Origin of the sequence: Siminovitchia jepli (assembly GCF_047228825.1) — a bacterium.
GTDB lineage: Bacteria > Bacillota > Bacilli > Bacillales > Bacillaceae_C > Siminovitchia.
Map to the genome: position 1 here is coordinate 1 of NZ_JBFEGN010000054.1, position 26,828 is coordinate 26,828.

The 26,828-nt window shown below is 43.2% G+C and carries 23 protein-coding genes; 12 read left to right on the forward strand and 11 right to left on the reverse strand.

Annotated features, from left to right (window positions below; all coding sequences use genetic code 11):
* Together AB1L08_RS15515 and AB1L08_RS15520 are read right to left on the reverse strand one after the other, a co-directional pair.
* The coding region (locus AB1L08_RS15515; protein WP_413065560.1) for a hypothetical protein at positions 1-440 on the reverse strand (440 nt) is incomplete at its 3' end.
* An 85-nt stretch (positions 441-525) separates the two neighbouring features.
* Positions 526-1,335 (reverse strand): hypothetical protein, encoded by an 810-nt coding sequence (locus AB1L08_RS15520; RefSeq protein WP_413065561.1) that lies wholly within the window; start codon positions 1,333-1,335, stop codon positions 526-528.
* Positions 1,336-1,560: 225 nt separating this feature from the next.
* On the opposite strand from AB1L08_RS15520, the gene AB1L08_RS15525 reads away from it, so the two are divergent.
* Positions 1,561-2,616, forward strand: coding sequence for an LLM class flavin-dependent oxidoreductase (locus AB1L08_RS15525; protein WP_413065562.1), 1,056 nt, complete (start codon positions 1,561-1,563; stop codon positions 2,614-2,616).
* A gap of 87 nt (positions 2,617-2,703) precedes the next feature.
* Here AB1L08_RS15525 and AB1L08_RS15530 read toward each other — a convergent pair whose 3' ends face one another.
* Together AB1L08_RS15530 and pdxR are read right to left on the reverse strand one after the other, a co-directional pair.
* On the reverse strand, positions 2,704-2,865 hold the full coding sequence (locus tag AB1L08_RS15530) for a hypothetical protein (protein ID WP_413065563.1): 162 nt from the start codon (positions 2,863-2,865) through the stop codon (positions 2,704-2,706).
* Positions 2,866-2,935: 70 nt separating this feature from the next.
* Complete coding sequence (pdxR, locus tag AB1L08_RS15535) at positions 2,936-4,339, reverse strand: MocR-like pyridoxine biosynthesis transcription factor PdxR (RefSeq protein ID WP_413065564.1); 1,404 nt, start codon at positions 4,337-4,339, stop codon at positions 2,936-2,938.
* A gap of 122 nt (positions 4,340-4,461) precedes the next feature.
* Between pdxR and pdxS the strand changes: the two genes are divergently transcribed.
* Complete coding sequence (pdxS, locus tag AB1L08_RS15540) at positions 4,462-5,349, forward strand: pyridoxal 5'-phosphate synthase lyase subunit PdxS (RefSeq protein WP_413065565.1); 888 nt, start codon at positions 4,462-4,464, stop codon at positions 5,347-5,349.
* Between the two features lie 777 nt (positions 5,350-6,126).
* Entirely contained in the window at positions 6,127-7,182 is a 1,056-nt protein-coding gene (locus tag AB1L08_RS15545; RefSeq protein WP_413065566.1) for an NAD(P)/FAD-dependent oxidoreductase, read from the forward strand.
* A 61-nt stretch (positions 7,183-7,243) separates the two neighbouring features.
* Here the strand turns inward: AB1L08_RS15545 and AB1L08_RS15550 are convergent, their stop codons facing one another.
* Both AB1L08_RS15550 and AB1L08_RS15555 read right to left on the reverse strand, forming a co-directional pair.
* The gene (locus AB1L08_RS15550; protein ID WP_413065567.1) at positions 7,244-7,534 is read right to left on the reverse strand and encodes a DUF2653 family protein; all 291 of its coding nucleotides are present in this window, start codon (positions 7,532-7,534) and stop codon (positions 7,244-7,246) included.
* Complete coding sequence (locus AB1L08_RS15555) at positions 7,522-7,956, reverse strand: hypothetical protein (RefSeq protein WP_413065568.1); 435 nt, start codon at positions 7,954-7,956, stop codon at positions 7,522-7,524. Before AB1L08_RS15555 ends, AB1L08_RS15550 begins: the two co-directional genes overlap by 13 nt.
* Before the next feature lie 240 nt (positions 7,957-8,196).
* Here AB1L08_RS15555 and AB1L08_RS15560 point away from each other — a divergent pair, with 240 nt between their 5' ends.
* From AB1L08_RS15560 to AB1L08_RS15575, 4 genes are all read left to right on the forward strand, one after another.
* A complete protein-coding gene (locus AB1L08_RS15560) occupies positions 8,197-9,630 on the forward strand; it encodes a polysaccharide deacetylase family protein (protein ID WP_413065569.1) in 1,434 nt (477 codons plus the stop codon).
* Between the two features lie 578 nt (positions 9,631-10,208).
* The gene (locus AB1L08_RS15565; protein WP_413065570.1) at positions 10,209-11,378 is read left to right on the forward strand and encodes a TraB/GumN family protein; all 1,170 of its coding nucleotides are present in this window, start codon (positions 10,209-10,211) and stop codon (positions 11,376-11,378) included.
* 151 nt (positions 11,379-11,529) lie between these two features.
* The gene (locus tag AB1L08_RS15570; protein WP_413065582.1) at positions 11,530-11,832 is read left to right on the forward strand and encodes a hypothetical protein; all 303 of its coding nucleotides are present in this window, start codon (positions 11,530-11,532) and stop codon (positions 11,830-11,832) included.
* Positions 11,729-12,694 (forward strand): alpha-hydroxy-acid oxidizing protein, encoded by a 966-nt coding sequence (locus tag AB1L08_RS15575; RefSeq protein ID WP_413065580.1) that lies wholly within the window; start codon positions 11,729-11,731, stop codon positions 12,692-12,694. The genes AB1L08_RS15570 and AB1L08_RS15575 overlap by 104 nt, the downstream gene beginning before the upstream one ends.
* 365 nt (positions 12,695-13,059) lie before the next feature.
* Here AB1L08_RS15575 and AB1L08_RS15580 read toward each other — a convergent pair whose 3' ends face one another.
* Positions 13,060-13,803: an IclR family transcriptional regulator gene (locus AB1L08_RS15580; RefSeq protein ID WP_413065571.1), complete on the reverse strand. Its 744-nt coding sequence runs from the start codon at positions 13,801-13,803 to the stop codon at positions 13,060-13,062.
* Between the two features lie 178 nt (positions 13,804-13,981).
* Here AB1L08_RS15580 and AB1L08_RS15585 point away from each other — a divergent pair, with 178 nt between their 5' ends.
* The 4 genes from AB1L08_RS15585 (at position 13,982) to AB1L08_RS15600 (ending at position 18,732) form a co-directional block, all read left to right on the forward strand.
* Entirely contained in the window at positions 13,982-14,863 is an 882-nt protein-coding gene (locus AB1L08_RS15585) for a dimethylarginine dimethylaminohydrolase family protein (protein WP_413065581.1), read from the forward strand.
* On the forward strand, positions 14,856-15,617 hold the full coding sequence (locus tag AB1L08_RS15590; protein ID WP_413065572.1) for a dimethylarginine dimethylaminohydrolase family protein: 762 nt from the start codon (positions 14,856-14,858) through the stop codon (positions 15,615-15,617). The genes AB1L08_RS15585 and AB1L08_RS15590 overlap by 8 nt, the downstream gene beginning before the upstream one ends.
* A gap of 68 nt (positions 15,618-15,685) precedes the next feature.
* Positions 15,686-17,107 (forward strand): amino acid permease, encoded by a 1,422-nt coding sequence (locus AB1L08_RS15595; RefSeq protein WP_413065573.1) that lies wholly within the window; start codon positions 15,686-15,688, stop codon positions 17,105-17,107.
* A gap of 26 nt (positions 17,108-17,133) precedes the next feature.
* Complete coding sequence (locus tag AB1L08_RS15600) at positions 17,134-18,732, forward strand: M20/M25/M40 family metallo-hydrolase (RefSeq protein ID WP_413065574.1); 1,599 nt, start codon at positions 17,134-17,136, stop codon at positions 18,730-18,732.
* Between the two features lie 180 nt (positions 18,733-18,912).
* On the opposite strand, the gene AB1L08_RS15605 is transcribed toward AB1L08_RS15600, so the two are convergent.
* From AB1L08_RS15605 to AB1L08_RS15620, 4 genes are all read right to left on the reverse strand, one after another.
* A complete protein-coding gene (locus tag AB1L08_RS15605; RefSeq protein WP_413065575.1) occupies positions 18,913-20,859 on the reverse strand; it encodes an ABC transporter permease in 1,947 nt (648 codons plus the stop codon).
* Entirely contained in the window at positions 20,849-21,610 is a 762-nt protein-coding gene (locus AB1L08_RS15610; RefSeq protein WP_413065576.1) for an ABC transporter ATP-binding protein, read from the reverse strand. Before AB1L08_RS15610 ends, AB1L08_RS15605 begins: the two co-directional genes overlap by 11 nt.
* Before the next feature lie 215 nt (positions 21,611-21,825).
* Positions 21,826-22,827, reverse strand: coding sequence for a sensor histidine kinase (locus tag AB1L08_RS15615; RefSeq protein ID WP_413065577.1), 1,002 nt, complete (start codon positions 22,825-22,827; stop codon positions 21,826-21,828).
* A gap of 1 nt (position 22,828) precedes the next feature.
* Positions 22,829-23,515, reverse strand: coding sequence for a response regulator transcription factor (locus tag AB1L08_RS15620; protein WP_413065578.1), 687 nt, complete (start codon positions 23,513-23,515; stop codon positions 22,829-22,831).
* 346 nt (positions 23,516-23,861) lie between these two features.
* Between AB1L08_RS15620 and AB1L08_RS15625 the strand changes: the two genes are divergently transcribed.
* Positions 23,862-26,453 carry a M14 family metallopeptidase gene (locus AB1L08_RS15625; RefSeq protein ID WP_413065579.1) on the forward strand — a complete coding sequence of 864 codons (2,592 nt, stop codon included), beginning with the start codon at positions 23,862-23,864 and terminating at the stop codon, positions 26,451-26,453.
* The last annotated feature ends 375 nt before the right edge of the window (positions 26,454-26,828 follow it).

The window sequence follows — 26,828 nt, forward strand, 5'->3', positions numbered from 1 at the left end:
TTGGTAGCCATATCGGCAATATCCTCTTTAGTGGCCATACGGGCGATGTCTTGTTTGGTAGCCATATCGGCAATATCCTCTTTAGTGGCCATACGGGCGATGTCTTGTTTGGTAGCCATATCGGCAATATCTTCTTTAGTGGCCATACGGGCGATGTCTTGTTTGGTAGCCATATCGGCAATATCTTCTTTAGTGGCCATACGGGCCATGTCTTGTTTGGTAGTCATATCGGCGATATCCTCTTTAGTGGCCATATGTGCAATATCCTCTTGAGTAGCCATTGTTGATTCAATATTCGTGACTCTATCGTTCAGTTTCGTTAATTCATCTTTTATTGAATAAAATTTTCCTTGGACTTCACCTTTAAATGAATGAATCTCTGATTTTATGGAATCAAGTTCTCCCAACTTTTCCAGAATGAGCTCAAGCTTCTTTTCCATCGGTTATTCTCCTCTTATTGATTTTTTCAACAAATATGAGGCAACAAACTTGACGCCTTTATCATAGCATTTTTTCATGGAAAGCTCAGTCGTTTATTCGCAAAATAAACTTTTTTGCTCTTTTTGGATATACGCCACTCGTATAACACCATGTCCAAAACATTTCATTGCTTCTTTTTCCGATACAGCCATGTAAAAGAAAGCCTGGTGCCATCGTATTGTTCTGCAAGTCTTTAATACGGTATATACGCTGATCTTTTATGTTAGTGGCAATGACAACATTTTTCGAGATTTCCTTGATTTGAAAATAGCCAATAAAAGAATCATGAAGGCTACTAAGTAATTCTTCCAGTTTATCTATATCTTTTGTTGCGTTCCAATCATCATTAAAAATCCGGGGGTATTGAATTAAAAAGAGGAAGTTTAGCAGAGATTCGCAAGTTTTCAGCTCGAAGTAGGCTTCTTGGGCATATTTTTTCACTATGCTTGACCATGATGTACCCACTCTTTTATCGAGCCATGAAACAAACTTTATCAATTGCGGAAGCAATCGATCCACTTCTTTTTGTTCGGGTGTTACCCTCATTCTACAGGGAAAATAATATAAAATGAATTCTTTCCAAAATGAAGGTCTGCAATCTTTCCAAGAGGAGGGGCAACCATCTTCCAGGTAATCAGTCATATAAGAAGAAAAAATCCGGAGAAATTCGTTGCGGGATGGGTTATGGGGGTTCTCGCGTTTGAAGGCAATGAACTCTTTTCCGTAATATTCGTAAAGTCCACGAAATCTCATATCAAATTGAGAACTGATTTGTAAATTTGACAGCATCTCCTGATATTCATCCGAACTGGCGAACGGTTGAAACCAAACTTTTGTTAGCGGCGTATTTTTCATACAATCAATCAACCTTCCTTCAATAAAAAATGACTAACGGTAATTAGAGTATATCGATTCTTGCTTTACTTGTCATTATTGGAAAATTTAATTGTTTAAAGCGGTACTGGATGAATATTCCATTTTACATTAGGTAAAAAACTTGATTTTAACAAATGAATATCACAAAATTAGTTTATTACTTTAAGTAACTGAAGGTGAACGACCCATATTGGAGGGATATGAGTGGAAATCGGAGTGACCACGTTTGTTGAAACAACGCCTGACGTTCAAACAGGTGAGGTGATCAGTCATGCTCAGCGGATCCGCGAGGTTGTCGAAGAGATTGTCCTTGCTGATCAGGTTGGATTGGATGTGTTTGGGGTAGGCGAACATCATCGAAAGGACTTTGCTGCTTCGGCCCCTGCCGTTGTGCTTGCGGCTGCCGCTTCCCGAACAAAACGGATCCGGCTGACGAGTGCGGTAACGGTGCTTTCGTCTGATGATCCGGTCCGGGTATTCCAAGATTTCGCCACACTCGATGGAATATCGAACGGGCGGGCGGAAATCATGGCGGGAAGGGGTTCGTTTATCGAATCTTTTCCGCTGTTCGGCTATGATTTAAATGATTATGAAGAATTGTTTGAAGAGAAGCTTGAATTGCTGCTTGAACTGAGCAAATCCGAGAAGGTGACCTGGAAAGGAAAGCACCGCCCGGCCATTGACAATCTTGGTATATATCCGCGACCTGTTCAGGATCCGCTGCCGGTATGGATTGGAAGCGGGGGCAATGCACAATCGGTTATTCGGGCGGGCCGGCTTGGACTCCCGCTTGCGCTTGCCATCATCGGAGGCAGGCCGGTACAGTTTGCGCCGCTTGTAAAACTTTATAAACAAGCGGCCGCCAAAGCGGGGCATGATGTGTCGAAGCTTCGGGTAGCCTCTCATTCCCATGGTTTTATAGGGGAAAATACGGAAGAGGCGGCAGATACATTTTTCCCGTCTACCCAGCACATGATGAATGTAATTGGCCGTGAACGCGGCTGGGGCCGCTACGATCGGTCCAGTTATGACGCGGCGCGGAGTTTTGAGGGAGCACTATATGTCGGCGATCCGGAAACCGTGGCGCGGAAAATCATCCACCTTCGTAAACATGTCGGCGTTACCCGTTTTATGCTTCACGTACCGCTTGGTACAATGCCCCATCATGAGGTCATGAAAGCCATCGAACTGCTCGGAACAGAAGTTGCCCCGCGCGTTCGGGAGGAAGTGTCGAGGTGGGAGGCAGATATTCCGGTTTAAATGCTGTAACTGGTTCATCAAGGGAAATGATTCCTTCACGGACTAACTTTGCCAATAATGGACTGGTGAATGTTTTGGTTGTGGACCCTATTTCAAAAATGCAATTACCAATCCCGGTTTCCCAATATCGTCACATATTTGTCCGGTTACCCACTTTTGATCTTTTGTGATTACACCAAGCCCTAGACTGGATTCTTTGCACCGTCCAGTTCCTTTTGGATTTAACATGGTCGCTTGCTCATTGATCAATTTTCTTGCCCCCCCTTTTCTTTCTTATTACTTGTAATTTGAAATATAATCCCGCCATCTTAATAATGGTTCATAAAATTTCCCAGCTCTTTAACAACAACGTAATGGCTGCTTCCAGTTGATCTTCCGGGATTCCGGCAAATCCAAGTATCATTTTTGGAGGATGCTCCACTTTTTTCTCCAGCGAATAAAAGGAGAGAGGGTGGATTTTTATTTTTGCTTCTGCAGCTCTTCGAACAAGTTCTTGTTCATTCATGCCATTTTTAACGCCAAGGACGATGTGAAGGCCGGAATGTTCGCCGATGACTTCGACGCTTTCCTGATAAGGCTTTAAGATGTCTAATGTTTTCTCTAATTTTCTTCGGTAGATCTTCCGCATTCTGTTTAGATGCCTTTCGAAATCTCCTTCTTTCATAAACCGGGCCAGGATGTGCTGGTCAATCCTGGAGACTGAACAATGATAAAAGAAAATGTCCTCATCTTTATATCTCTGTAACAGTTTCTGGGGAAGTACCATGTAACTGATCCGCAGAGAAGGGATGAGTGATTTGGAAAAGCTCCCCAAATAAATGACTTTTTCGCTTTGGTCCATGCTCTGCAGAGAAGGAATGGATTTGCCGCTGTAGCGGAATTCACTGTCATAGTCGTCCTCGATAATGTAGCGATTTGCATGTCCCGCCGCCCAATTCAACAGCTTAATCCGCCGGTTGACCGAAAGGACGGATCCATAAGGAAAGTGGTGGGAAGGTGTTACATAGACAACGTTGATTCCTGTTTGGTCAAGTGTATCCACCTTTACGCCTTCTTCATCAACCTCCAGGGGCTGCACTTCATTTAGATGGCTTTTTAAAATATGGGAGATGACATGGTAGCCAGGATCTTCTACTCCGTACACCGTTTTTTTATGAAACAATAAAACGAGCTGTTGTAAAAGAAAGTCACTGCCGGCGCCAATCACAATTTGCCCGGGTGAACATTGCACCCCTCTTGCATGATAGAGATAATGGGCAATTTCCCGGCGGAGCTCAAATTCCCCTTGTTTGTCGCCCAATAAAAGAAGCGAGTGATGCTGTTCGTCTATTGTGTCTTTCGCGTACTTTCGCCATTTGGCAAACGGGAAATGCTTCGTGTCGATCCAGCTTGGATGAAAATAATACTTCATGCTTTCTTTTTCTTCTGCTGGTGCATACGAGGTGGCGGCGGCTGTTTGCACATACTCCAAATCCTCATAGGCGAGCACAAAATAACCTTTTCGCGGAATACCTTCGACATAGCCTTCCGCCATTAGTTGATCGTAGGCGGCTTCCACTGTATTTTGGCTGATTTTTAGAAATTCGGATAGCTTTCGTTTGGACGGCAATTTGGAGCCATATTCGAGGCGGCCTTCCGTAATTTCTTTTTTAATATATAAATAGAGTTGTTCATATAAAGGAACGTCTATGGACCGGTTTAAATTGCAAGCTAACATATCCATTTTATCAATCCTCCTTATCTGACCTTATCATTTTAGTGAAAACTGGTACTTTTAACAGAATCACTTACTTTCTATAATAATGGCAAATGAAACAAATCACAACTTGAATGGAGTGGGGATGAATGGGAAAAGAATTGGGTACCGAGACAGTGAAAAGGGGAATGGCACAAATGCAAAAAGGCGGTGTCATTATGGACGTAGTCAATGCAGAGCAGGCGAAAGTTGCTGAAGCTGCAGGCGCAGTGGCCGTTATGGCCCTGGAGAGAGTGCCTTCTGACATTCGGGCAGCAGGCGGGGTTGCCAGAATGGCTGACCCAAGAATCGTTGAAGAAGTGATGAATGCCGTATCGATTCCGGTTATGGCAAAATGCCGGATCGGCCACATTGTAGAGGCAAGGGTTTTGGAAGCGATGGGCGTCGACTATATCGACGAAAGTGAAGTCCTGACACCCGCAGATGAAGAATTCCATCTTTTAAAAAGTGAATTTACCGTGCCATTTGTCTGCGGATGCCGGGATTTGGGGGAGGCTGCCCGCCGGATCGGGGAAGGGGCTGCCATGCTGCGGACAAAAGGGGAACCTGGAACAGGCAACATCGTGGAAGCTGTCCGCCACATCCGCAAAGTGAATGCCCAAGTACGCAAGATCACAAGAATGAATGACGATGAGCTGATGACTGAAGCGAAAAATCTTGGAGCACCGTATGAAATTCTTAAGCAAATCAAAGAAAAAGGAAAACTGCCAGTCGTTAACTTTGCAGCAGGCGGCGTGGCCACTCCTGCAGACGCGGCGTTGATGATGGAACTTGGAGCAGACGGAGTATTTGTCGGATCCGGCATCTTTAAATCCGAAAACCCTGAAAAATTTGCGAGTGCCATCGTTCAAGCAACAACTTACTACACGGATTACGATCTTATCGGTAAGCTTTCCAAAGAATTGGGAGCGGCAATGAAAGGGATCGACATCAATACACTCAATCCTGGTGAAAGAATGCAGGAACGCGGCTGGTAATTGATTGTAAAAAATCGAAAGCTATCCTATGTAATGAAACGGCCGTTTTTCCCGGAAACAACACCGGGTAAAACCACAGTCAGGCTCGGTTCAATAGAGGAAAAGGTCCATTTTATTAAACAAACGGTATCGGCTTAACCAGGACGATACCGTTTGAATTTTTTTTTGGAGATACCAGACGCAGTCACGTTTTTTAATCCTTTTTCATCAGTAAATATATAAAATAGGAAGCTCCGAGCAGCCACATGGCCAGTATTTAAAATCGCCGATACCCGTTTTACTTGAAGGGATCCGTCAATCACTTCGATATCCTTTTTCGTTACGTCCGAAACCTTTTTGATAAGGGAAGCTTGCCCGGAAAAACCAGTTAACCCACCGTTAATCCACTAGCACTTTCCGGGGTTTGTGTCGGCGAATCATTTGCATTTTCTTTTCGGGATATTTTTCCGTAACGGATCACGGCACCTGACTCCTGTGAAATAATTCGGGTGATTCCTTTTAACAAGGTTGACTTTCTGCATCTGTTTGGACTGATCATGGTTGTAATTTGTCAGAAATTTTCTTCACGGAGATCTTTTACGATCAAACGCCCGTCATACCTCCGCGTTAAGCGCATCCGTATATAGGCGGATCATGATTTTGCCCCCAATAAGCCATTATTCATTTGAGAATGATTATCAATTTCGATATAATCAAATATAAAGGCGTGTACATTAGTTCAACCATTTTATTGAGAATAATAATCCATTATGCATAAAATTCTGGGAGTGAAAGAATATGGAGCGGACGGACATTTTTGATGTAACGATTATCGGGGGAGGACCTGCAGGTCTTTACTCGGCTTTTTACAGTGGTTTGAGAGAAATGAAAACAAAGCTGATTGAATATCAGCCGTTTTTGGGCGGGAAGCTTCATGTATACCCGGAAAAAATGATTTGGGATGTTGGGGGCTTGACGCCAATTCCGGGAGCAAAATTGATTGAACAGCTTGTGGAGCAAGGTTTGACATTCAATCCGGAAGTCGTTTTGAATGAAAAAGTGGAATCGATCACACGAAATGATGAAGGATTGTTTATTTTACATACGGCTTCAGGGGAGCAGCATTTTTCGAAAACGGTTATTGCTGCTGTTGGGAGCGGAGTTTTGAAACCGCAAAAACTGGAGATAGAAGGGGCCGAAAAGTTTGAAGTATCAAATTTGCATTATACGGTCAAATCATTAAAACGTTTCAAGGATAGAACGGTGATCATTTCCGGCGGGGGAAACTCGGCCATTGACTGGGCCAATGAATTGGAGCCGATTGCCAAAAGTGTTTATCTAACCTATAGAAAGGATCAATTAACCGGGCATGAAGCGCAAGTGAGCCAACTCATGAACAGCTCCGTTGTTTGTTTTTTGAATACGACGATTACAAAACTCATCGCTTGTAAAAAACATGAAGCGATTGAACGGGTGGAGTTGACGAATGTGAAAACAGGCGAAGTGACGAATCTTCCCATTGATGAAGTAATTATTAATCATGGCTATGAACGGGATATGTCCCTCCTTGATCACAGCAAGTTGGAAATTGCGAGAGCAGAAAATGATTGTATTGCCGGGAATGCATCCAGCGAAACTTCGGTAAAGGGGCTGTACGCAGCGGGGGACATTTTAAAACATGAGGGAAAATTGCATTTAATTGCCGGTGCCTTCCAGGATGCAGCAAATGCGGTGAATAAAGCGAAGCAATATATTCAGCCCGATGCAGATGAATTCGGTATGGTTTCCTCCCATAATGAAATGTTTAAAGAGCGAAACAGGGAATTGGTTAAGCAAATAATAGGATCTTTCTAGTTTAACTTATAAAAGGGCGTCCAAAAGCCGAAATATCGACTTGTTGGACACCCGCCTTCACTTATGTGTTGATAACCGCCACAATACCTTCCTCATCGTCCAAAACGAGCTCTATACCGGCAAAAGGGTTTTCATTTAACATTTCATCCAGCCACACCCGGACGGCTTCGATGATATGAATGGTCTGCAGGGCCAGCTTTTGTCCGTGGATATAAGCCTCCGCAGTAAATCCGCTGTCATCGTCAAACATTAGTTCAACTTCCACTTCCTGCGGCTGCACGTTTCTTTTGCGGGATTGATCGATGCAAATGGCATTTATTATATCTTGTTCTGTAATGATTATCTGCCCCACGGGTTCATATCCTCTCTCTTTTTCTGTTTTTTTAGAGATTCAAAGACTTTGCGGATAATTACGATCAAAAAATAAATCGCTGCAAGATTGATCATTAATCCGAAGAGCGGCCCCAATACTCCCATGTTTGCGAACAGGCTTCCAAACAGTAAACCGGCAAGACCTCCAAACATTAACCCTTTCATAAGGCCCCCTGAAAAGAATCCGCCTTTCGGATTTGTTTGCTGCTTTGGAGATTTCGTTGCTGGCGCTTCCTGTTTTTGTTTCTGGATATTAGAAGGGTTTTTTTGCATATTAAAACTTTTCTTTCCTGATTTATACCCTTTGGCTTCAACAACTGGAGAATGGTCCTGGAAGAAATGGCTGCCAACAGGAGAAAAGAAGAGCGCTGCGGCAAATAGAGCTGTCATTAGCTTTTTCATAGTGTTCCTCCTCTGTAAAATGTGTGTACCATTATTATATACGATTTATATGCCAAACTTTAACGAATTGTTGACGATTCAATGGGCAATAAAATGAAATTGTCATCCCGATTTATAAAGCTGAGTTTTAATGGAAAACTTTGTAACCCAATTGTCATATTTGATAATATATTGTAAAATTAAAAGTGTGATAGACTTGATTTTTTCTATAAAAATATATCAAAGGGAAAGATTTCATTGGTGAAGCGAATTAAATTACCCGGATGGATTACGATTACGATTATGATCGCAATCCTTTTGATTGCCGGCGGAATTCATAAATTGGCAGGTGCTTCCAAAATAAAAGCCCAGGAAGAAATTCAAAAGGAGAAAATCATCAGCAGATATCCAAAAATAAACCTGAAAACTGTAACAAAGCAAACAGATCAATATACATATTCCATAAATCATCCCGAAACGGATAGTGAGAAAATCAATCGTTATATTGATGAATGGATAAAGGAAAAGAAAGAGGCGTTTTTGAAGGCAGTTAAGCATTATGGAGAAAATCTTCCCAAGGGTGAACCTGCACATTTGAACATTCAAATGGAAACAAACCGGATTACGGAGGACTTTTATAGTCTGGTCTTCCGTACCAGCCAGATGACGGGGGGAGCAAAAGGGGAGGACGCCGTAAAGATATTTAATATCGATATGAAAGAGGAGCGGTTTCTTGAAATCGGCGATGTATTGGAATTAAATAAAAAAAGTCTGGAAGACATTCGGAAGATTGTATTGAAAGAGCTCCGGCAAAATGAAGAAATACAACCGTTTGTCCCCGGTGAAAAATTGAATCGGTTGATGCAAAGCCCGGAAGATTGGGAGTGGTCCATTGACCGGAAAACTTTTTCATTATACATAAATGGATATGAAATAGCTTCAAAAGCCGCGGGAGCTGTTGAAATTGATATCCCTATCGAAAAAATGTATATCTTCTTAAAAAAAGACGTGGACTCTTTCTTGAAAATGCCAAAGGAACAAAAGCTGGAAAAAGATAATATGATTCGCCAAGAGCAAATGAAGTTGAATCCGGATGGAAAATATGTAGCTTTAACCTTTGACGACGGGCCAAGTGCCACGGTCACCCCAAGGGTACTAAAAACATTAAAAGAACACAATGCCAAAGCGACTTTTTTTATGCTCGGAAATCAGGTGGATTATTACCCGAATCTTGCCCGGAAAGTGGCGGAGGAAGGACACGAAATCGGCAATCATTCAAAAAGCCATCCGGATTTATCGAAAATGCGTCCCGGCAAAATGAAAGAGGAAATGAACTATACGAAAGAGAAGATAAAAGAAGCAACCGGTATTGCTGTAAATCTGATTCGTCCGCCTTATGGAGCCTATAATGATGACTTAAAAGATTACGCTAAAGCAAATGGTGATTCTATTATTCTTTGGTCTGTCGACTCTACAGATTGGAAAATCCGGAATGCCCGGTCTGTAAAGAAGATGGTTCAAAGCGCCGTCTCTCCGGGGGGAATTGTTCTAATGCACGATATCCATCCATCCACTGCAGATGCACTGCCAGAGCTCCTGACGGCGTTGGAGAATGAAGGCTACCAATTTGTCACTGTTTCAGAGTTGCTTGGTTTGAAACAGGAGAAGGGTATCGGTCCGTTTTTCGGAAGTTAGTAGAATTGAACCTCTTATGACTAAGTCAAAACATTCTTGGGAACAGACCGTAACGATGAGCGGCGGTATACACTCCAACAGCGGCATCTTTTATATACCAAGCTATTCCACTTCCTGCGGCTTTCGATGATGCCCTTAGTGGTTCTTAGGAAAGAGTGAAAGAATCCAAAATGCCTGGAACAATCATAAAAGATCCAGGCTTTCTTCCATTCATACTAAATCGTTTATTTCGTCGATCCAATCAGACACCGGCCATTTTTTCGAACTTGCTCTTTCGGGTAATTGAATGGATTCAGCTTTTGGCTTGTTCAATCGAATTCATAGTACCGCTCCCGATCATTTATATATTTAATTTTCCCCGCCTGTTCCGCCCTTCCCAACGTTCAATACATCATTGATCTAATGTCCGCATCGCGGAGTCTCGTTTTAAATTGTACAGGGGATGATACCTTCTTCAGCAGCTATTCATGAAAAAAATCACACTGTTTTTAAAAAAGGTCTTGCGGCTTTAATCCCGCAGTGGCAAAGTAATATGAAACGAGACCATTCAAAAATAGGATCTAGGAGAAGGTACTTATATGTCTGAAGAGAACGTTACAAGAATAGAGTTAAATGATAAAGAAATCATTTTGATCGGAACAGCGCACGTTTCAAAGCAAAGTGCAGAACAAGTCAAAAGCGTCATTGAATCGGAATTGCCTGACTCGGTTTGCGTGGAGCTGGATGAACAAAGGTACCAGTCGATTGTCAATAAAAATCAATGGAAAGACATGGATATTTTTAAGGTGATCAAGGAAAAAAAGGCGACGCTGCTGTTAATGAATCTGGCGATTTCTTCTTTTCAGAAGCGGATGGCAAACCAGTTTGGGATACAGGCCGGGCAGGAAATGATCCAGGGAATTGAGTCAGCGAAGGAGACAGGTGCCCATCTTGTCCTGGCAGACCGCAATATCCAGGTGACTTTTGCCCGCATCTGGAGCAATGTAGGCTTTTGGGGAAAAGCCCAGCTGCTGACGCAAATATGCTTCAGCATTTTCAGTGATGAAAAAATCACGGAAGAAGAATTGGAAAAGATGAAGAACCAAGACACGATCAACGCCATTTTAAAGGAATTTACCGAACATTTCCCTAAATTGAAAGTCCCTTTAATTGACGAACGTGATCAATATTTGGCTCAAAAAATTAAGGAAGCGCCTGGAGATAAAGTCGTTGCCGTGTTGGGAGCGGCCCATGTGCCAGGTATTGTGAATGAAATCAAGAAGGATCATGATTTAAAACGCTTAACGGAGCTGCCGCCCAAATCCAATATCCCCAAAATCATCGGCTGGTCCATTCCCATTCTTATTTTGGCTGTCATTGCCTACACCTTTTTTGCCAATCCGTCTGCAGGTCTCCAGCAGACCATCAGCTGGGTGTTATGGCACGGTGCTCTGTCCGCAATAGGAGCAGCGGTTGCACTGGGGCACCCGCTCGCCATATTGACCGCATTCGTTGCGGCGCCCATCACTTCTTTAAATCCCCTTCTTGCGGCGGGCTGGTTTGCAGGAATTGTTCAGGCCATGGTGAGTAAACCGCATGTAAGAGACTTCGAAAATCTTGCGAAGGATATTTTCAGTATAAAAGGATTTTGGAACAACAAAGTCACACGAATACTGCTAGTTGTAGTACTTGCCAACCTGGGAAGCTCGATCGGCACTTTTGTGGGCGGAGCGGATGTCATCCGGTTATTTTTGGAAAATGTAAAATAATATTCACTCCTTAAAGGCCTTCCGATTAACGGAAGGCCTTATTCAATTGTTTGATCAGTTTTAATTTGATTTTTGCCATTTAAAATACCATTTTAGGCAATAATACGTTAGGGATGCTTCCATCCAAGTAAGCGTTTGGGAGGGTGTTCATTTGAGTAATTGCGAAGACATTCAGATGAAATTTTATGAAAACAAGGATGAAGGAGCTAAACTGCTGCCGGTTTCCATAAAGGATTGGGAAGTGAGGGCAAAGCAAATTTTGGCGGCGGGTCCCTTTGATTATGTAAATGGGGGAAGCCGGAGCGGGCGACACGATGCGGGCGAATTTGGCGGCATTTCAAAAGTATCAAATACAACCGCGGATTTGCCGGGATGTCAGCCGGCGGGATCTTTCGATCGACTTGCTTGGGAAAAGGATTCCCGTCCCTTTCATGCTGGCGCCGATTGGCGTTAATTCCATCCTCCATCCGGAAGCCGAAATTGCCCCGGCCAAAGCAGCGGCTGCACTGGGTGTTCCTTATATCCTCAGCAATGTTTCAACCAAGTCGATGGAAGAAGTGGCAAAAGCCATGGGGGATGCCCTGAGATGGTTTCAATTGTATCCGCCCATTGACCGGGAGTTGACGGACAGTTTTTTAAAAAGAGCCGAGGATGCCGGCTATTCGGCGATTGTTGTGACAATTGATTCAACATTGCTTGGCTGGCGGGAAAAAGATTTACATAATGCTTATTTGCCTTTTTTATCAGGGGAAGGAATGGGAAATTTCTTTTCCGATCCGGTATTTCTGTCAAGACTGAAAGAGCCTCCGGAGAAAAACGTGAAGGCGGCAAGCAAAAAAGCCCTGGAAGAAGGAAACAATGTTCATTTTACATGGGAACATTTGGAATATATTTGCAATCATTCCAAACTTCCTGTTCTTTTAAAAGGGGTTACCCATCCTGAGGATGCCATTCTGGCTGTAAAACACGGAGCCAAGGGGATAGTCGTTTCGAACCACGGCGGCCGGCAGCTGGATGGGGGCGTGGCCACATTGGATGTATTGCCGTCTATTCGCAAGGCCGTTGGACAAGACGCTCCGGTTTTATTGGACAGCGGAATAAGAAGAGGAGCTGACGTATTAAAAGCCATTGCCCTTGGTGCCTCAGCTGTGCTGATTGGCCGTCCTTTTGCCTACGCGCTCGCAGCTGCGGGAGAAACCGGCGTAACAAAAGTATTGGAACACTTTATCGCTGAAACGGAGTTGCAGCTGGCGATTTCAGGGAGAACTTCCATTGGGGAGGTTGATGAGCACCTTGTGACGAACAAATACGTTTAGTCGTTAGTGATGATTCCCGGACATGCAATGGTACTTGCCGCTATTTCCAAAATTAGCTTTTTACATGGATCTTTTTGATATATAAGAAAAAGGGTTGTCGCAGAAAATCCATTTTCGCTGACTTTCTGGACACCTTTTTTTGTTGTTTTGAAACGGTAGCCCGAGCAGTGGAGGGAACCTGAAAAATGGTCATCAACCCGGGTTTAATCGTACCCGAACAGCGGAGGAAATCGGAAAACCGGTTCCCCCCCGTTTAATCGTGTCCGAAGCAGCGGGAATGTCCAATTTGATTTTTCGCTCTTTGGACGCCTTACATCCTGTTCGGACGGCCTTTTTTTGGTTGGCAGCAACTTTTTCCCCGGGGTTTACTTTAGATGTCCTCTATACCCCAATTTCTTGGAAATTTCATGCCCGGCAGCAACGACATTTTTTATGAGAAAATCGAGGCGCTCCTCTGACAAATGAAAACTGACAAAACCGATGCTGACAGCCCCGTGCACCTCTCCAAAATGATTTAAAATGGGAGCGGCAACGGATGAAGTACCTTCGGTCCTCTCACCATGGCTTACGCTGTAGCCTCTTTGCTTTATTTTTTTTAGCTCCTCGGAAAAACCTTTCCTTTCTTTTTCGGGAAGAAGGGCATGGATAATGCTTTCGGATTGATGATCGGGCATAAAAGCCAGCATGACTTTATTTGCAGCCCCGATATGCATGGGAATGCGGGAACCAAGCTGGTCATACACGCGAATCGGATTAGTTTCGCAATCTATCCGTTCAATGACAAGTGCTTCATGCCCAATGGGCTCACTCAAATAAACACTCTCTTCCACTTTTTTCATTAAATTTTCCAATTCAGGCCTGATCTTGCTGATATAATCCATCCGGTCGTACATTTGCAAGCCGTATTCCAGCCAAATGTTTCCCAATCCATACCGTTTGGATTCTTCATCCTGCTGGACCAGCCCGTGTTTGATCATCGCTTTTAACATTCTGTGCATGGAACTGACCGGCAGATCACATTCTCTTGATAATTCGGATATTGATAGCCCGTCTTGAGATTTGGAAACTAGCACTTTTATGATTTTCATAGCCCTGTCTATGGATTGCATTTCAGCTTTCCCCTTTTTCATATTTTTATGTTGAAATGAAACGAATTGAAATACTCTTTTTCTATTGACATCATACCACGGGAGTGTATATATTAAAAACAAACATTCCAATTATTGAAAATGATTTCCGTTGAACGGAAAAACCAGGAGGTGAAGTTGGTTGAATTATTGCTCTTCAATGTATAAGCCTTTGCGGCATGTTATTGTTAAACATCCTAGAGACGCTTTCCTTAGTCAAAAAAATCTCAATAAAGAGTGGAAGGTATTTCATTATATTGAAGAACCCGATTATGACGAAGCCTTCAATGAATATGAAGAGTTTATTGCCATTTTAAAAAAGCACGTTCAAGTCATTGAATACTTGCCTCCGTCATCTGAAGTTGGGATTGATTCTTTATATTCGCATGATCCGGTTAAATTTACGAAGGAAGGAGCCATCGTTTTAAAATCCGGGAAAGCATTAAGGCAGCCTGAGGCAAAGGTATATCGAGAATTTCTAAAAATGAAAAAAATACCAATCCTTGGAGAATTAACCGGTGATGCAGTAGCGGATGGAGGCGATATCCTTTGGCTTGACGATCGAACACTTGCCGTCGGGCTTGGTTATCGCACAAATGAGGAAGCAATTCGCCAATTGCGGGAGATGACGAAGCATTTAGTTGATGAGTTTATTGTTGTTCCATTGCCTCACGATCGCGGAGAAGACGAGTGCCTGCATCTGATGTCAATCATTAGCATCGTAGATCAAGATTTGGCGGTTGTTCATTCTCGTTTAATGCCTGTTTTTTTCAGAAAAATCCTAATAGAACGCGGTTTTCAACTGATTGAAGTTCCCGAGGAGGAATATCATCAGTTGGGATGCAATGTGCTTGCACTGGCTCCGCGTGTATGTGTAATGGTTTCAGGTAACGAAATCACAAAAAAGCAGCTGCTGGCAGCTGGAGCCAAGGTTCATGAATATAAGGGAAAAGAAATTAGCTATAAAGGTACGGGCGGCCCGACTTGTTTGACTTGCCCGGTTGTACGTGATGAATCAGGGGGAGGAATGAAAGTTGTATAAAAACGTGATTGTCAAAACACCAGGGAAAAGTTATGTGAAGGGACTAACGACATCCAGCCTCGGCATTCCCGATTATGAAAAAGTATTAAAACAGCATGCTGCTTATGTGGAAGCGTTGCAAAAATGCGGAGTTATGGTTACACACTTGCCGGCAAGTGAACAATTCCCCGATTCCACTTTTGTTGAGGATACCGCTGTCCTGACGCCTGAATTTGCAGTCATCACAAATCCGGGAGCTGCTTCAAGGAACGGTGAAATTAAAGGGATGGAAACGGTTCTTGAAAAGTTCTACGAAAAGTTTTATCACATCCAGTCACCAGGTACTTTGGATGGCGGTGATATCCTGCAAATTGAGGATCATTTCTATATTGGTATTTCGGATCGTACAAATGAAGCGGGAGCTCGCCAATTGAAGGACATTTTGACCTCAGAAAATTATAAAGCTACGATCGTTCCATTGAAGGAATTTTTTCACTTAAAAACAGGCATCACTTATCTCGGTGATAACCTGGTTGTGGCGGCGGGAGAATTTATCGATCATCCGGCTTTTGCCCCATATCAAAAAATTATTGTACCTCCTGAAGAGGAATATTCGGCAAACTGCATTTTGGTTAATGATTACGTTTTAATTCCCAAAGGATTTGAAACGACCAAGAGGAACATCCAAGCGGCCGGCTACAAAACGATTGAACTGGAAATGTCAGAATTTCAAAAACAGGATGGAGGCTTAAGCTGTTTATCTTTAAGGTTTTAGATATTTATTTTACATCAAGGATGTTACAGCCAAGTCCGTCAACCTAATGAAAGGCAGGTTTGTAATGTATGTCTATTCAGCACGGTCAGCAAGACGAATTAAACCGGTCGATGAAAAGCCGGCACTTGTTTATGTTATCGCTGGGGGGTGTGATCGGTACTGGTTTATTTCTGAATGCCGGCTATACGATCAATCAATCCGGTGCAGGCGGAGCACTATTGGCATACTTGTTTGGCGGGCTGATTTTATATATGGTCATGGTGTGCCTCGGCGAATTAGCCGTTTATATGCCTGTCACCGGGTCGTTTCAAACGTATGCCACACGCTATATTAGTCCCGCTGCCGGTTTTTCACTCGGCTGGATGTATTTCGTAGGTTCTGCAGCTACCGCTGGCGTTGAGTTTACGGCAGCCGGCATATTAATGAAGCATTGGTTTCCAAATGTCTCCATTTGGATTTGGTGTGCTATCTTTATCTGTTTGCTTTTCTCCTTAAATGCCTTGACAACCCGCGGTTTTGCAGAAGCAGAATATTGGTTTGCCGGAATTAAAGTGTTGGCGGTCATTGCATTTATTATTATTGGATGTGCCGGTATTTTTGGTGTCATACCGTTGGAAGACCGTCCTGCGCCTTTCTTTGAAAATTTGGCCCCATCCGGACTTTTCCCTGCAGGGATTGCAATCGTTTTCATTACGATGATGAATGTTATTTTCTCCTATCAAGGCTCTGAATTAATCGGTATTGCCGCGGGAGAAAGCGATGACCCCGGGAAAAATATTCCACGGGCCATCAGAAACGTATTGTTTCGAATCATTGTATTTTACCTTGCGTCCATTGTAGTGTTATCGGCCATTTTCCCGGCATCTGAACTCGGCCTAATGGAAAGTCCGTTTGTCACAATGATGGAGATTGCCGGAGTGCCCTTTGCGTCGGATATCATGAATTTTGTCATACTGACAGCCATTCTTTCGGTTGGCAATTCATGTCTTTATGCTTCAACACGCTTATTATGGTCAATGTCTCGAGAGGGAATGGTTCCAAAGTGGTTTGGGAAATTATCGAAGCGGAAAGTTCCGTTAAGGGCCCTGCTGTTTACAATGTCGTTTTCCTTGTTGTCCTTGCTGACAAGTGTGATGGAAGCGGATGCCGTTTTCGTTTTGCTTATGTCAATCGCCGGAATTTCTGTAACAATCTCTTGGATGGGCATAGCTTTGTCACAATATATGTTTAGGAAAAAATATTTGCGGGATGGCGGAAAATTAGAAGACTTGAAGTATAAAGTCCGGTTTTATCCTTTTGTGCCATTATTTTGTATAGGATTTTGCCTCTTTATTCTGGTCTTTTTGGCATTTGATCCTTCACAAAGAATGGGCTTGTTTTATGGTGTTGCCTTTTTTGTTGCTTGTATGGGCTATTATCAATTTCGTATGTCGAAACAAAAAAGAAAAAACCTGTCTTTAAACAACAAAGACGATCATCATGTTATGTAATTCGTTATAAAAAGGGAGAATGAAAAATGGCAAGTTTTTTGTGGAATTCACCTCATTCACTTCGAAAGTTGTTATGTGAGCTTGTCGGCTGGAAAAGCCAAACATTGACAGATGGTGAACGAAGTTTTGCATATAAGCTGGAGAAAAAGCTCGGGGAACTCGCGTATTTTCAACAAAATCCCGAACATGTAGCGCTGCATGACGCCGGTTTGGGACGCAATGCTGTAACAGCATTATATAAAAATAAAGATGCAAAAGACACGATTGTGCTATTGAGCCACTTTGATACTGTACAAACAGAAGAATATGGAGATCTGGAGCCGCTTGCTTTCAATCCCGAAAAGCTGACAAAAGCTCTTCATGAACGAAAGGGAGAGCTTCCGGAAGAGGCCCGTGCCGATCTGGAATCGGGCAAATATTTGTTTGGCCGCGGAACGATGGATATGAAAATGGGACTTGCCCTTCATATGGCCCTGATCGAAAAGGCAAGTGTCGAACAATGGCCGATCAATTTACTGCTGGCAACTGTTCCGGATGAAGAGGTTAATTCGGCGGGTATGCGGGCTGCTGTTAAAGTGCTCGTGCAATTGCGGAAACGATTTAACCTATCATATAAGATGTTTTTAAATAGCGAGCCATCCTTCTCCCAAATGCCGGGTGACGAAAAATATTATATTTATACAGGAACGCTGGGAAAAATTATGCCGGCAGCCTTGATTTACGGCAAGGAAACCCACGTGGGGGAACCGCTAAAAGGCATTACGGCAAATTATATCGCTTCTTTTTTGACACAATTGATGGAGTGGAACAAAAACTTTGCAGAAAATGACTTTGGAGAAAGCACACCGCTGCCGGTATCCTTGCTCCAAAAGGATTTAAAAATGCAGTATTCGACACAGACTCCTTATCGGGCAGCGGCGCTATACAATGTATTTTTAATGAAGAGAACGCCTGCCGAAATCATGGATTTGTTTGAACAAGCTGCCATGGATGCGGCTGAACGGTTCAATCATTCTTATAAAGCCATTTGCCGGCAAGAACAGACCGCTGGAGTCGGCCAAGTGAAAGTACTCCGTTATGATGCATTGCATTCCTATGCGGAGAAAAAGTTTGGCACGGAGCAATTAGAACAACTCAAAAGCGAAATACTTGAAAATAGGAACTTGGATGAGCGTGAAAAATCCATCGGAATTGCCGACAAATTGATGATTAAATGCCAGGAGCTGGCTCCCGCAATCGTATTGCTATTTGCTCCGCCCTATTACCCGGCAGTCAATTCATCCCATGAAAAACTCGTCCAAAAATCGGTTCAAATTGTAAAAAAAGCGGCAGAAGAATTTAGCCTGGAAGTAAACCAAGTCCATTATTTTAACGGGATATGCGATTTGAGCTATGTTGGATATCAGGATAAGGGTGAAGGCTGGACAGCCTATGAACGAAATACGCCAGTCTGGGGAAAACTGTATCATATTCCTTTTTCTGAAATGCGTCAACTCCAAGCTCCTGTCATGAATATTGGCCCTTTCGGAAAAGATGCCCATCAGCGTACGGAACGGCTTCATATCGACAGTGCGTTTGTACAGTTGCCCATTTTTCTCGAAAAACTGATCAGGAGCATGATATAAGTTTATATCGTACTTCGTCATCCTGATACAATAATGCTTTCTGCATCAGCAGAAGGCATTATTTAAATGGGATATCTGATGTAAAACCTGCTCGAACATTGCATTGCCCAAGCTTTTTCGGTATTAAAAGAAAAAAATTTCAAAATGAAAAAACTCCGGGCTAAAATGCCCGGAGCTTCCTTACAATGCTTCTTTAATGATCTTTTTGTAATACAGGACAGATAGTATTCCGAAAATGGAATATAAACCAGTATAGACCAGCATCACGATCAGCATCGGTGTCCACAATTCTGTTCCAAAAAGAAACCATCCTGACTGAACGGCGAAATAGCCATGGAGCAATCCGATTCCAAGCGGGATCCCGAAGTTGAACAATTGTTTGGCTTGGATGCCCCGCAACAGGTCGCCGCGTGTGTATCCGAGTTTTCTCAAGATGGTATAGTTCGGTTTTTCGTCCTCGCTTTCGTCCATCTGTTTGAAATAGAGGATGCAGCCCGAAGTGATCAAAAAGGCAAGTCCCAAAAAGCTGACAATGAACATGGCCAGCCCAATTGTTTGCTTTTGGGTGCTGAGCATGTTAAACAAAGAATCCTGAGCGGCAGTCTCGTTAAATTCCAGTGTGTCAAAAATATTGTTTGCTTTTTCTATATCTTTTTCGTCTTTCAGATCTATGCCAATATAGATAGAAGATTCTTGTTGAATATCCGGATTCAGATCCTGTTTCAGACGGTTAAACACGGTATCGTCTACAATGGCAACCGGAAGGCCGCCGCTTGTGAAATACCAGGGAAGAATGTGTTCCTTTCGCAAGCCTTTGAAATGTTGGGAAATTGATTCATTTTTCGTTTTCCACTTGATTTCCCCAGTCTCTTTGAAAGAAATAAACTTCTTTAAGATATCAGAATATCCGGTAAACACCGTTTCTTCGGGAGAAACATCTATACCAGCGATTTCTTTATCACTGACGACAGACAATTGCATGACATTGGGATCGAAATTCATGCCTTCCAGGTCGGAGTCCAGAATTTCTTTAACGTTAGCCTCCGCTTGCAGAACATGAATTTTTGTTTCACTAAAGGCGATTTGATTCCTTTTAAAAGTGTCTTTCAGTTCATCTGCATCTTTTTCATCTGTAAAGGCAAAATCTGCGGGCACCTGATCCCGGGCTGTTTTTTCCGCCGAATAGTATGAAATGTAGCTGAGAGACAGCAGGCCGACCGCCAAAGCAGAAACTGTCGTAATGACTGTCAGCAGCAATGCATTTGATTTCATTCGAAACATAATGGAAGAAAGTGACAATACCTCGTTGATGTTCAGGTAGCCGTTCTTTTGTTTGCGAATGAGATGGAAGATGAAACTGACAGACCCTTTGTAAAAAAAGTAGGTTCCGATAATAACGGATGCCAGAATAAATGTCATGGCCAAAAATAGCTCCGTCATCGTCGTAAAATCACCATCAAACAATTTTGATGAAACATAATACCCGGTTCCGATCAATACAATGCCAAGAATTCCGATGATTACTTCGAAAATGGATAATTTTTTTACTTTTACTTCCGTTGAGGAAAGAATCCGGAATAAAGACAGGATACTTTGCCTCTTGATAAAAAAGTAGTTCATAAACAGGATGAAAAGATAAATCACGGAAAAAACGATCACCGTTTGTATGAGCGCCTTTGCCGAAAACGTCAAAGTGGCAATCGCATCAACGCCTGTTATTTTATACAAGATCATGATGATCAGCTTGGAAACGGAAAAGCCGATCAAAATTCCAATGATCAGGGAACTGAAGTATATAATGAAATTTTCGGTACTCATCAGCCGGAAAATCTTGTTCTTTGTCATTCCAATGAGCTGAAACAGGCCGATTTCTTTGCTCCTTCTTTTAATAAAAAGATTATTGGCATAGAGGAGAAAGACAGAAACGATCGCGACAAGAAGTATGGAACCCGTCCTGATAGCGGCACCGCCTTTGATGGACCCTTTTGCTTCATCCATCGAAGGGTCATATTGCAAGGTGACAAAAGCGAAATAAAGGGCGACGCTGAAAATTAACGCAAAAACATAGAGATAGTAATTTTTTATGTTCTTTTTTAGATTGCGGAAAATGATCTGATTAATGTTCATCATGAACACCGCCGAGCACGCCTTGGGTTTTCATGATATCTTTCAGGAACGATTGCCTTGTTTCCTCGCCTCTGTTCAGCTGCGTGTACATTTGTCCGTCTTTAATAAAGATCACTCTGCGAGAGAAGCTTGCTGCCACCGGGTCATGCGTGACCATGATAATCGTTGCACCAAGCTTATCATTTAACCCGCTCAGTTTGTTTAAAAGATCCGAAGCAGATTTGGAATCCAAAGCACCTGTCGGCTCATCGGCAAAAATGATGCTTGGTTCATGGATGAAAGCCCTGGCTGCGGATGTCCGCTGTTTCTGACCACCTGATATTTCATTCGGATATTTGTCTTTTAGGTCTTCAATGCCCAGTTCGGATGCCAGCTGGTGAAATTTTTGCTCGGCTTCCTTTTTGGGCGTCTTTGTAATAGATAATGGAAGCAGAATGTTTTCTTTAACAGTCAGTGTATCCAGCAAATTATATTCCTGAAAGATAAAACCAAGATGATTTTTCCGGAATTCGGCCAATTGTTTTTCCTTCATGCCGACAATGTCTTTTCCATCTATTTTGATCGTACCCTGGCTCACTTTGTCAATGGAAGAAAGGACGTTGAGCAATGTCGTTTTTCCCGAGCCGGAGGCACCCATGATGCTGACAAAATCTCCTTTTTCCACTTGAATGTCTATTCCTTTTAAGACTTCCTGCCTGTTGAATTTATTCCCGTAGCTTTTGTAAATTTTTTGTGCTTCAAGAATACTCATGTTCGTTCACTCCTTTACTCATATCCAGCTCCAGCGCCCAGCCCCTTGAGGCCGCAAGCCCATTCCCTGTGGCGGCTAAAAGCTCGGGAATCTCTTGCGCTTGTCGGGACTGACCAAGGCGCTTTCGCTTATCCTTGATATGTTTATCATAAAAGGATTAGCAGCCTATTTCCTTCGAATCGCCGAACAAATGATAAAAGCATGTGACAATCATGTCACATGCGTGTGAGATTCACAAATTCGTTTTGCTTGGGAAAGATCAAGGTGAACGTAGTCCCTGCTCCCGGTTTTGATTTTACCTGAATTTGAATCAACAAGGATTCGGCTGCTTTGTTGGCCAAGTACAGTCCCATTCCTGTGGCGGCCTGGTCTGGACGGGTTGTTGAGGTAAAGCCTTTCTCAAAGATGCGGGGCAGATCCTTCGGATCAATGCCCCGTCCGAAGTCCTGCACTTCAATGACCGTTTGCTCGTTTTCCGTCCTGCTCCGTATGCTAATGTCGGCAGCATCGCTGTATTTTACGGCGTTCGTCAAGAGCTGTCTCATGATAAAAGCGAGCCATTTTTCGTCACTGAGTACTTCATCTGCTTCCAGGTCCACTTCAAATCCAATCCCTTTTTGCATGCACCATGACTGCAAGCTTTTAATTTCTTTAAAAATTAACGGCTCCAAGGCGATTCTTTCAACATGCAGGTCATTTTCGATAAATGAGATCCTTTTTTGGTGAAGCTGCTGGTCAAGCAATAAGTGAATCCGGAGCCATTCATACGTCAGCCGGGCTTTCATCTTTTCATCTTCCAGCCGTTCAATCATTAAATGCATGGCGGTCATGGGCGTCTTTACTTCATGGATCCAGGATAATAAGTCATCCCTTTCCTGTTCCAGGGCGATCCGGTTTTCACCATATATTCGTTTCTGTCTTTCTGTTTGCTCCGTGATGCTTTTTTCCACTATTTTTTCAAATGGGGTTCCCGCTTCTGCAATACCCGCCAAATCAAGACTGCCGTCCCACTCATTGAGGCTTCTGTAAAAAGGTGTTTCTTTATTGTAGCGGACTGCGAGAAAGATCAGGAAAATGATGAGAGATAAAAAATTGATATAAAGAACAGCCGAAACAGGAATGGTTGAATCAATATAGGTGATAAAAAGGAACAGGAGCTGTGTAAATAAAAACAACAGGATCCAGCTGCATCTTTCGATCAAAAACTTTTTGATCATGTCATTGATCCTCTTCTTTCGCCATATAACCTTGGCCCACTTTAGTTTCAATAAATGTGCCGAGGCCTATTTTCTCAAGGCTTTTTCTTAAACGGTTTACATTGACCGTCAGCGTATTGTCACTGACAAATCTTTCGTCATCCCATAAGCTTTTGATCAATTCCGTACGGCTGACAATGTGATTTTTCTTTTCGATAAGAATCTTTAAAATAAACATCTCATTTTTCGTTAATTCAATCGTTCCATTTTCATTGGCAACCGTATTTTTTGCATAGTCCACTGTGGCGCCGCACCAGCTTTTCATATCCAGCGTCTCTGTATTATAGTTATAGACACGGCGGAGAATGGCCTGTATTTTTGCGATAAGGACATCAAAGTGGAAGGGCTTCTGGATAAAATCATCTGCACCGAGCTGCATCGACATCACCATGTCTGTCGGATGGTCCCTCGATGATAAAAAGATGATCGGAACATTGGAATGGGAGCGGATCATCCGGCACCAGTGAAAGCCGTCAAACTTGGGGAGCTGGATATCAATGACAACCAAATCGGGCTTGATGGCGGTAAATTCCTGAAGGACCCGCCCGAAATCTGTTACGCCATATACATCATAGGACCATTGTAAAAGCCTGTCTTTTATTTCATTAAATAAAGTGGCATCATCTTCTATGAGAAAAATTTTAAACATGGGATCACCATTCTTTTTTCATTATATACAGACATTTTATCAAAACTTCTTCAAAGCGGCAGATTTGAAAGTGCAAGCTTGAGAGAAATTATATGTTCAGCGTATGCTTGCAGCACTTTATTATTATTACCATGAATCCCTTTATTTTCCCAAGTTGTTGGGCATTGACTTATACAGCGAATTATAGGAAAATTATTCAGACTATTATAATTATTCATATTTTCTTTTTAAAGGACCTGAAGTACAGTCAAGGCAGGGGACAACCATTTCTTTTGTGATAGTGGCTTAAAGGGTGTGTCAGCGTCAAAGGGCGGACGAAAAACTAAAATCCAGGGAGGGATTGCGGATGAAAAGGTCAATGGTAATATTGTTATCTATCATTCTGCTGTTGTCGATCGTAACAAACACATCTGCTGGCAGCATAAAGGGAGACTTAAAACCGGCTGAAACACCCGAGGTCGAAGAAGGAAAACTAACGAGGATCTTAGTGCCGGGCAGTGATGTCTTGAATGAAATGCAAAACGCCGGGTACGACTTTGCCGGCGGTGCAGAGCGCGTCCCCGGCGGGATAGAAATCGATGCATTACTTACAAAAACGCAGCTGAAGGCCTTGCCGGACTTTGGTGTCAGATTGGCAAGCGATCCGGTTCCGATAAAACGGGCAAAAGTGCGGCACTTGAAGGAACAGGCAACGGATTCCATCACGATTGGAAGGGTAGACTGGTTCAAAACGAAAGGTCAGGGTTTTTTGTCTGTTGAGGCAAAGACAACAGCTAAAGACGGAGCAGATTTAACACTGGCGTGGGGCGATGAATCCCAAAAGATGGACCTTTACAAGGATTCCGGTGAATATATGTACCATCGTGTGTTGGTGAAGGTGAATGATCCAAGGCCGGATGCCGTCACTGTATCCAGCTCGCTTGGGAGCAAGGCGACTGCAAAGGTAAAGGACTGGCTGTATCCAACCAAGGCAGACCTTGACCGCCCCGGATATAAATTCGGCTTTTATGACGGATACCGCAATCCAACACAGCTATATAATCGGCTTGAGGAACTGGCTGAAAAATATCCCGATCTGACTGAGATCATTGAGCTCCCCAATAAGACAAACGGCTACCGGAGACATGCACAGGCTCAATTCGGCAAGGGAACGAGCGGGGCAAACGGGGATCTGAACAGCACATTTTATGTAACTTCAAGGGCATATGGCCATGAAGGCGGCAATGATATAACTGTCGCGTTGATTCGTAAACCGGGTGCGGATACAACAGAAGTTTCTGTCAACGGCAACGATATTACTGTACACTTGGCTTCTGCCAAAGATGAACCGCATGATATTTCAAGTACGGCTGCCGAAGTGGTGGCGGCCATTAATCATCATCCGGACGCAAGTAAATTAATAACCGCAAATCTGTATCGAAGCGGGAATGGCAGCGGAGCGGTTGCAGAGGCGGCAGCAACCAGATTAACCGATTTTCTGAGCGCTCCGGAGGAGATTTCACGTGATCCATTCACGATTAGGGCCATCCGAATCGGCAAGAACACGGACGGCTCCAAACCGGGTGTCCTGGTTCAAGCGCAGGATCATGCCCGGGAATGGGTCACGCCACTTGTGGCGATGGAATCGGCCGAAAGGCTGCTCGCCAACTATGAGACGGATGAGAAAACCCGGGAGATTGTCAATAATGTGGATATATTCATCATTCCATCAAACAATCCCGACGGTGCACATTACAGCTTTTTTGACCGGAACATGCAGCGCCGCTCGATGACAAATCATTGCGGGCCGGAGTATGCAGATCCAAGTTACCGGAATAATTGGGGAGTCGATCTTAACCGCAACTATTCAGTCGGTTCGATTTATGACGGTTATTCCGGTGGTTCGACATTATGTACCTCCGATACGTACGCGGGGCCGGGAAAAATCTCCGAGCCGGAAGCAAAGAATGTTGTTTGGCTTGCAGAAAACTTTTCAAACATTAAATTTTTCATGACAGTACACAGCTATGGCGGGCAGTTGTTCTGGCAGCCGGGTTCCTATATTGCAGACGGGCGAATCACGACACCGAGACCGCCGCTGCGCGACGAACAGTATTACTGGCAAATGGCTGAAGAAATTTTGTCAAATGTGAAAAGCCTTCGTGACTCTGTCATACAGCCAGGTAATGTTGGCGGCTCATCGGATGTCCTTTATTCATCGGCAGGAAATGTCCGTGAGGAGTTGTACAATAACTATGGAATCTATGCCTTCGGTTGGGAGGTAGGCGGTACTCAGTGGGATCCGGAATTACAGAAATGGGTCGCCCCGGGCGGGTTTCAGCCGGAATGGCAGGAGGCTGACCTTCAATACCAAGAATATGCCAGTGGTGTCATCAAAATGTTTGAGATCGCCATGGAGTATGGTAAAGATAACGAACCGGCCACTACTGAATTGGTACAGGAACGTCAGCCTGACGGTACTGTAAACTTGACATTCTCGCAAAACAAACCTGCTTCCATCCATTACACGACTGACGGAAGTAAACCAACAGCCGATTCGCCGGTCTATAAGGCTGCAAACATTCGCGAACCGGGCGAAAAGATCGAGATTTTTGAAGATACAACGATCCGCTGGATTTCATTTGATGTAAAAAACAACAAAGAGAAAGAACAAGAGGCTGCCGTAAAGGTGGAAATAAGCGCCGAAAATATGAAAAAACTTGTGGAACGTTTTCAAAAAGGAGGGGAGTTCAAAAATTCCGACGCTTCACGCTCTTTGCTGACTCATCTGACGGCATTAAGCCACTACGAGGAAAAAGGACTATCTGATAAAATCGTTAAACATACGAAAGGATTTAAACTGCTGCTAAATCATCAGAAAGACAATGATTTTATTTCAGACCATGCATATCAAATTATGACAGCCCACGCCGATTATTTGATAACAAAATGGCAGTAGCAAACTCGAATCGGTAGCCAGCCTGCACCCCTGCGGCATGGATTAAACATGTCACAGGGGGTTTTTTATAACCCTCCCATTGTGGAAATTTGCTTCTATTGTGGCTTTGAAATAAAGTTTGATAATTTATAATAAAGATTGTCCATTTGAATAAAGCCTGATAATTTACAAAAAAATTTGATACAATTACATTGTCAAGACGGATGGTGACAATTCAACAATCGGACCGGATTGTTGCATACAAAACCCTTTCCGTTTATGTAGAAACTAAATGGAATACTAATCATAAAATACATTAACCCAAATTACGAAAGTAAATTTGCCGAAAACTAATTCAGCGCTCTTTTGGGAACAATTTACAAATCTGGGTACTAA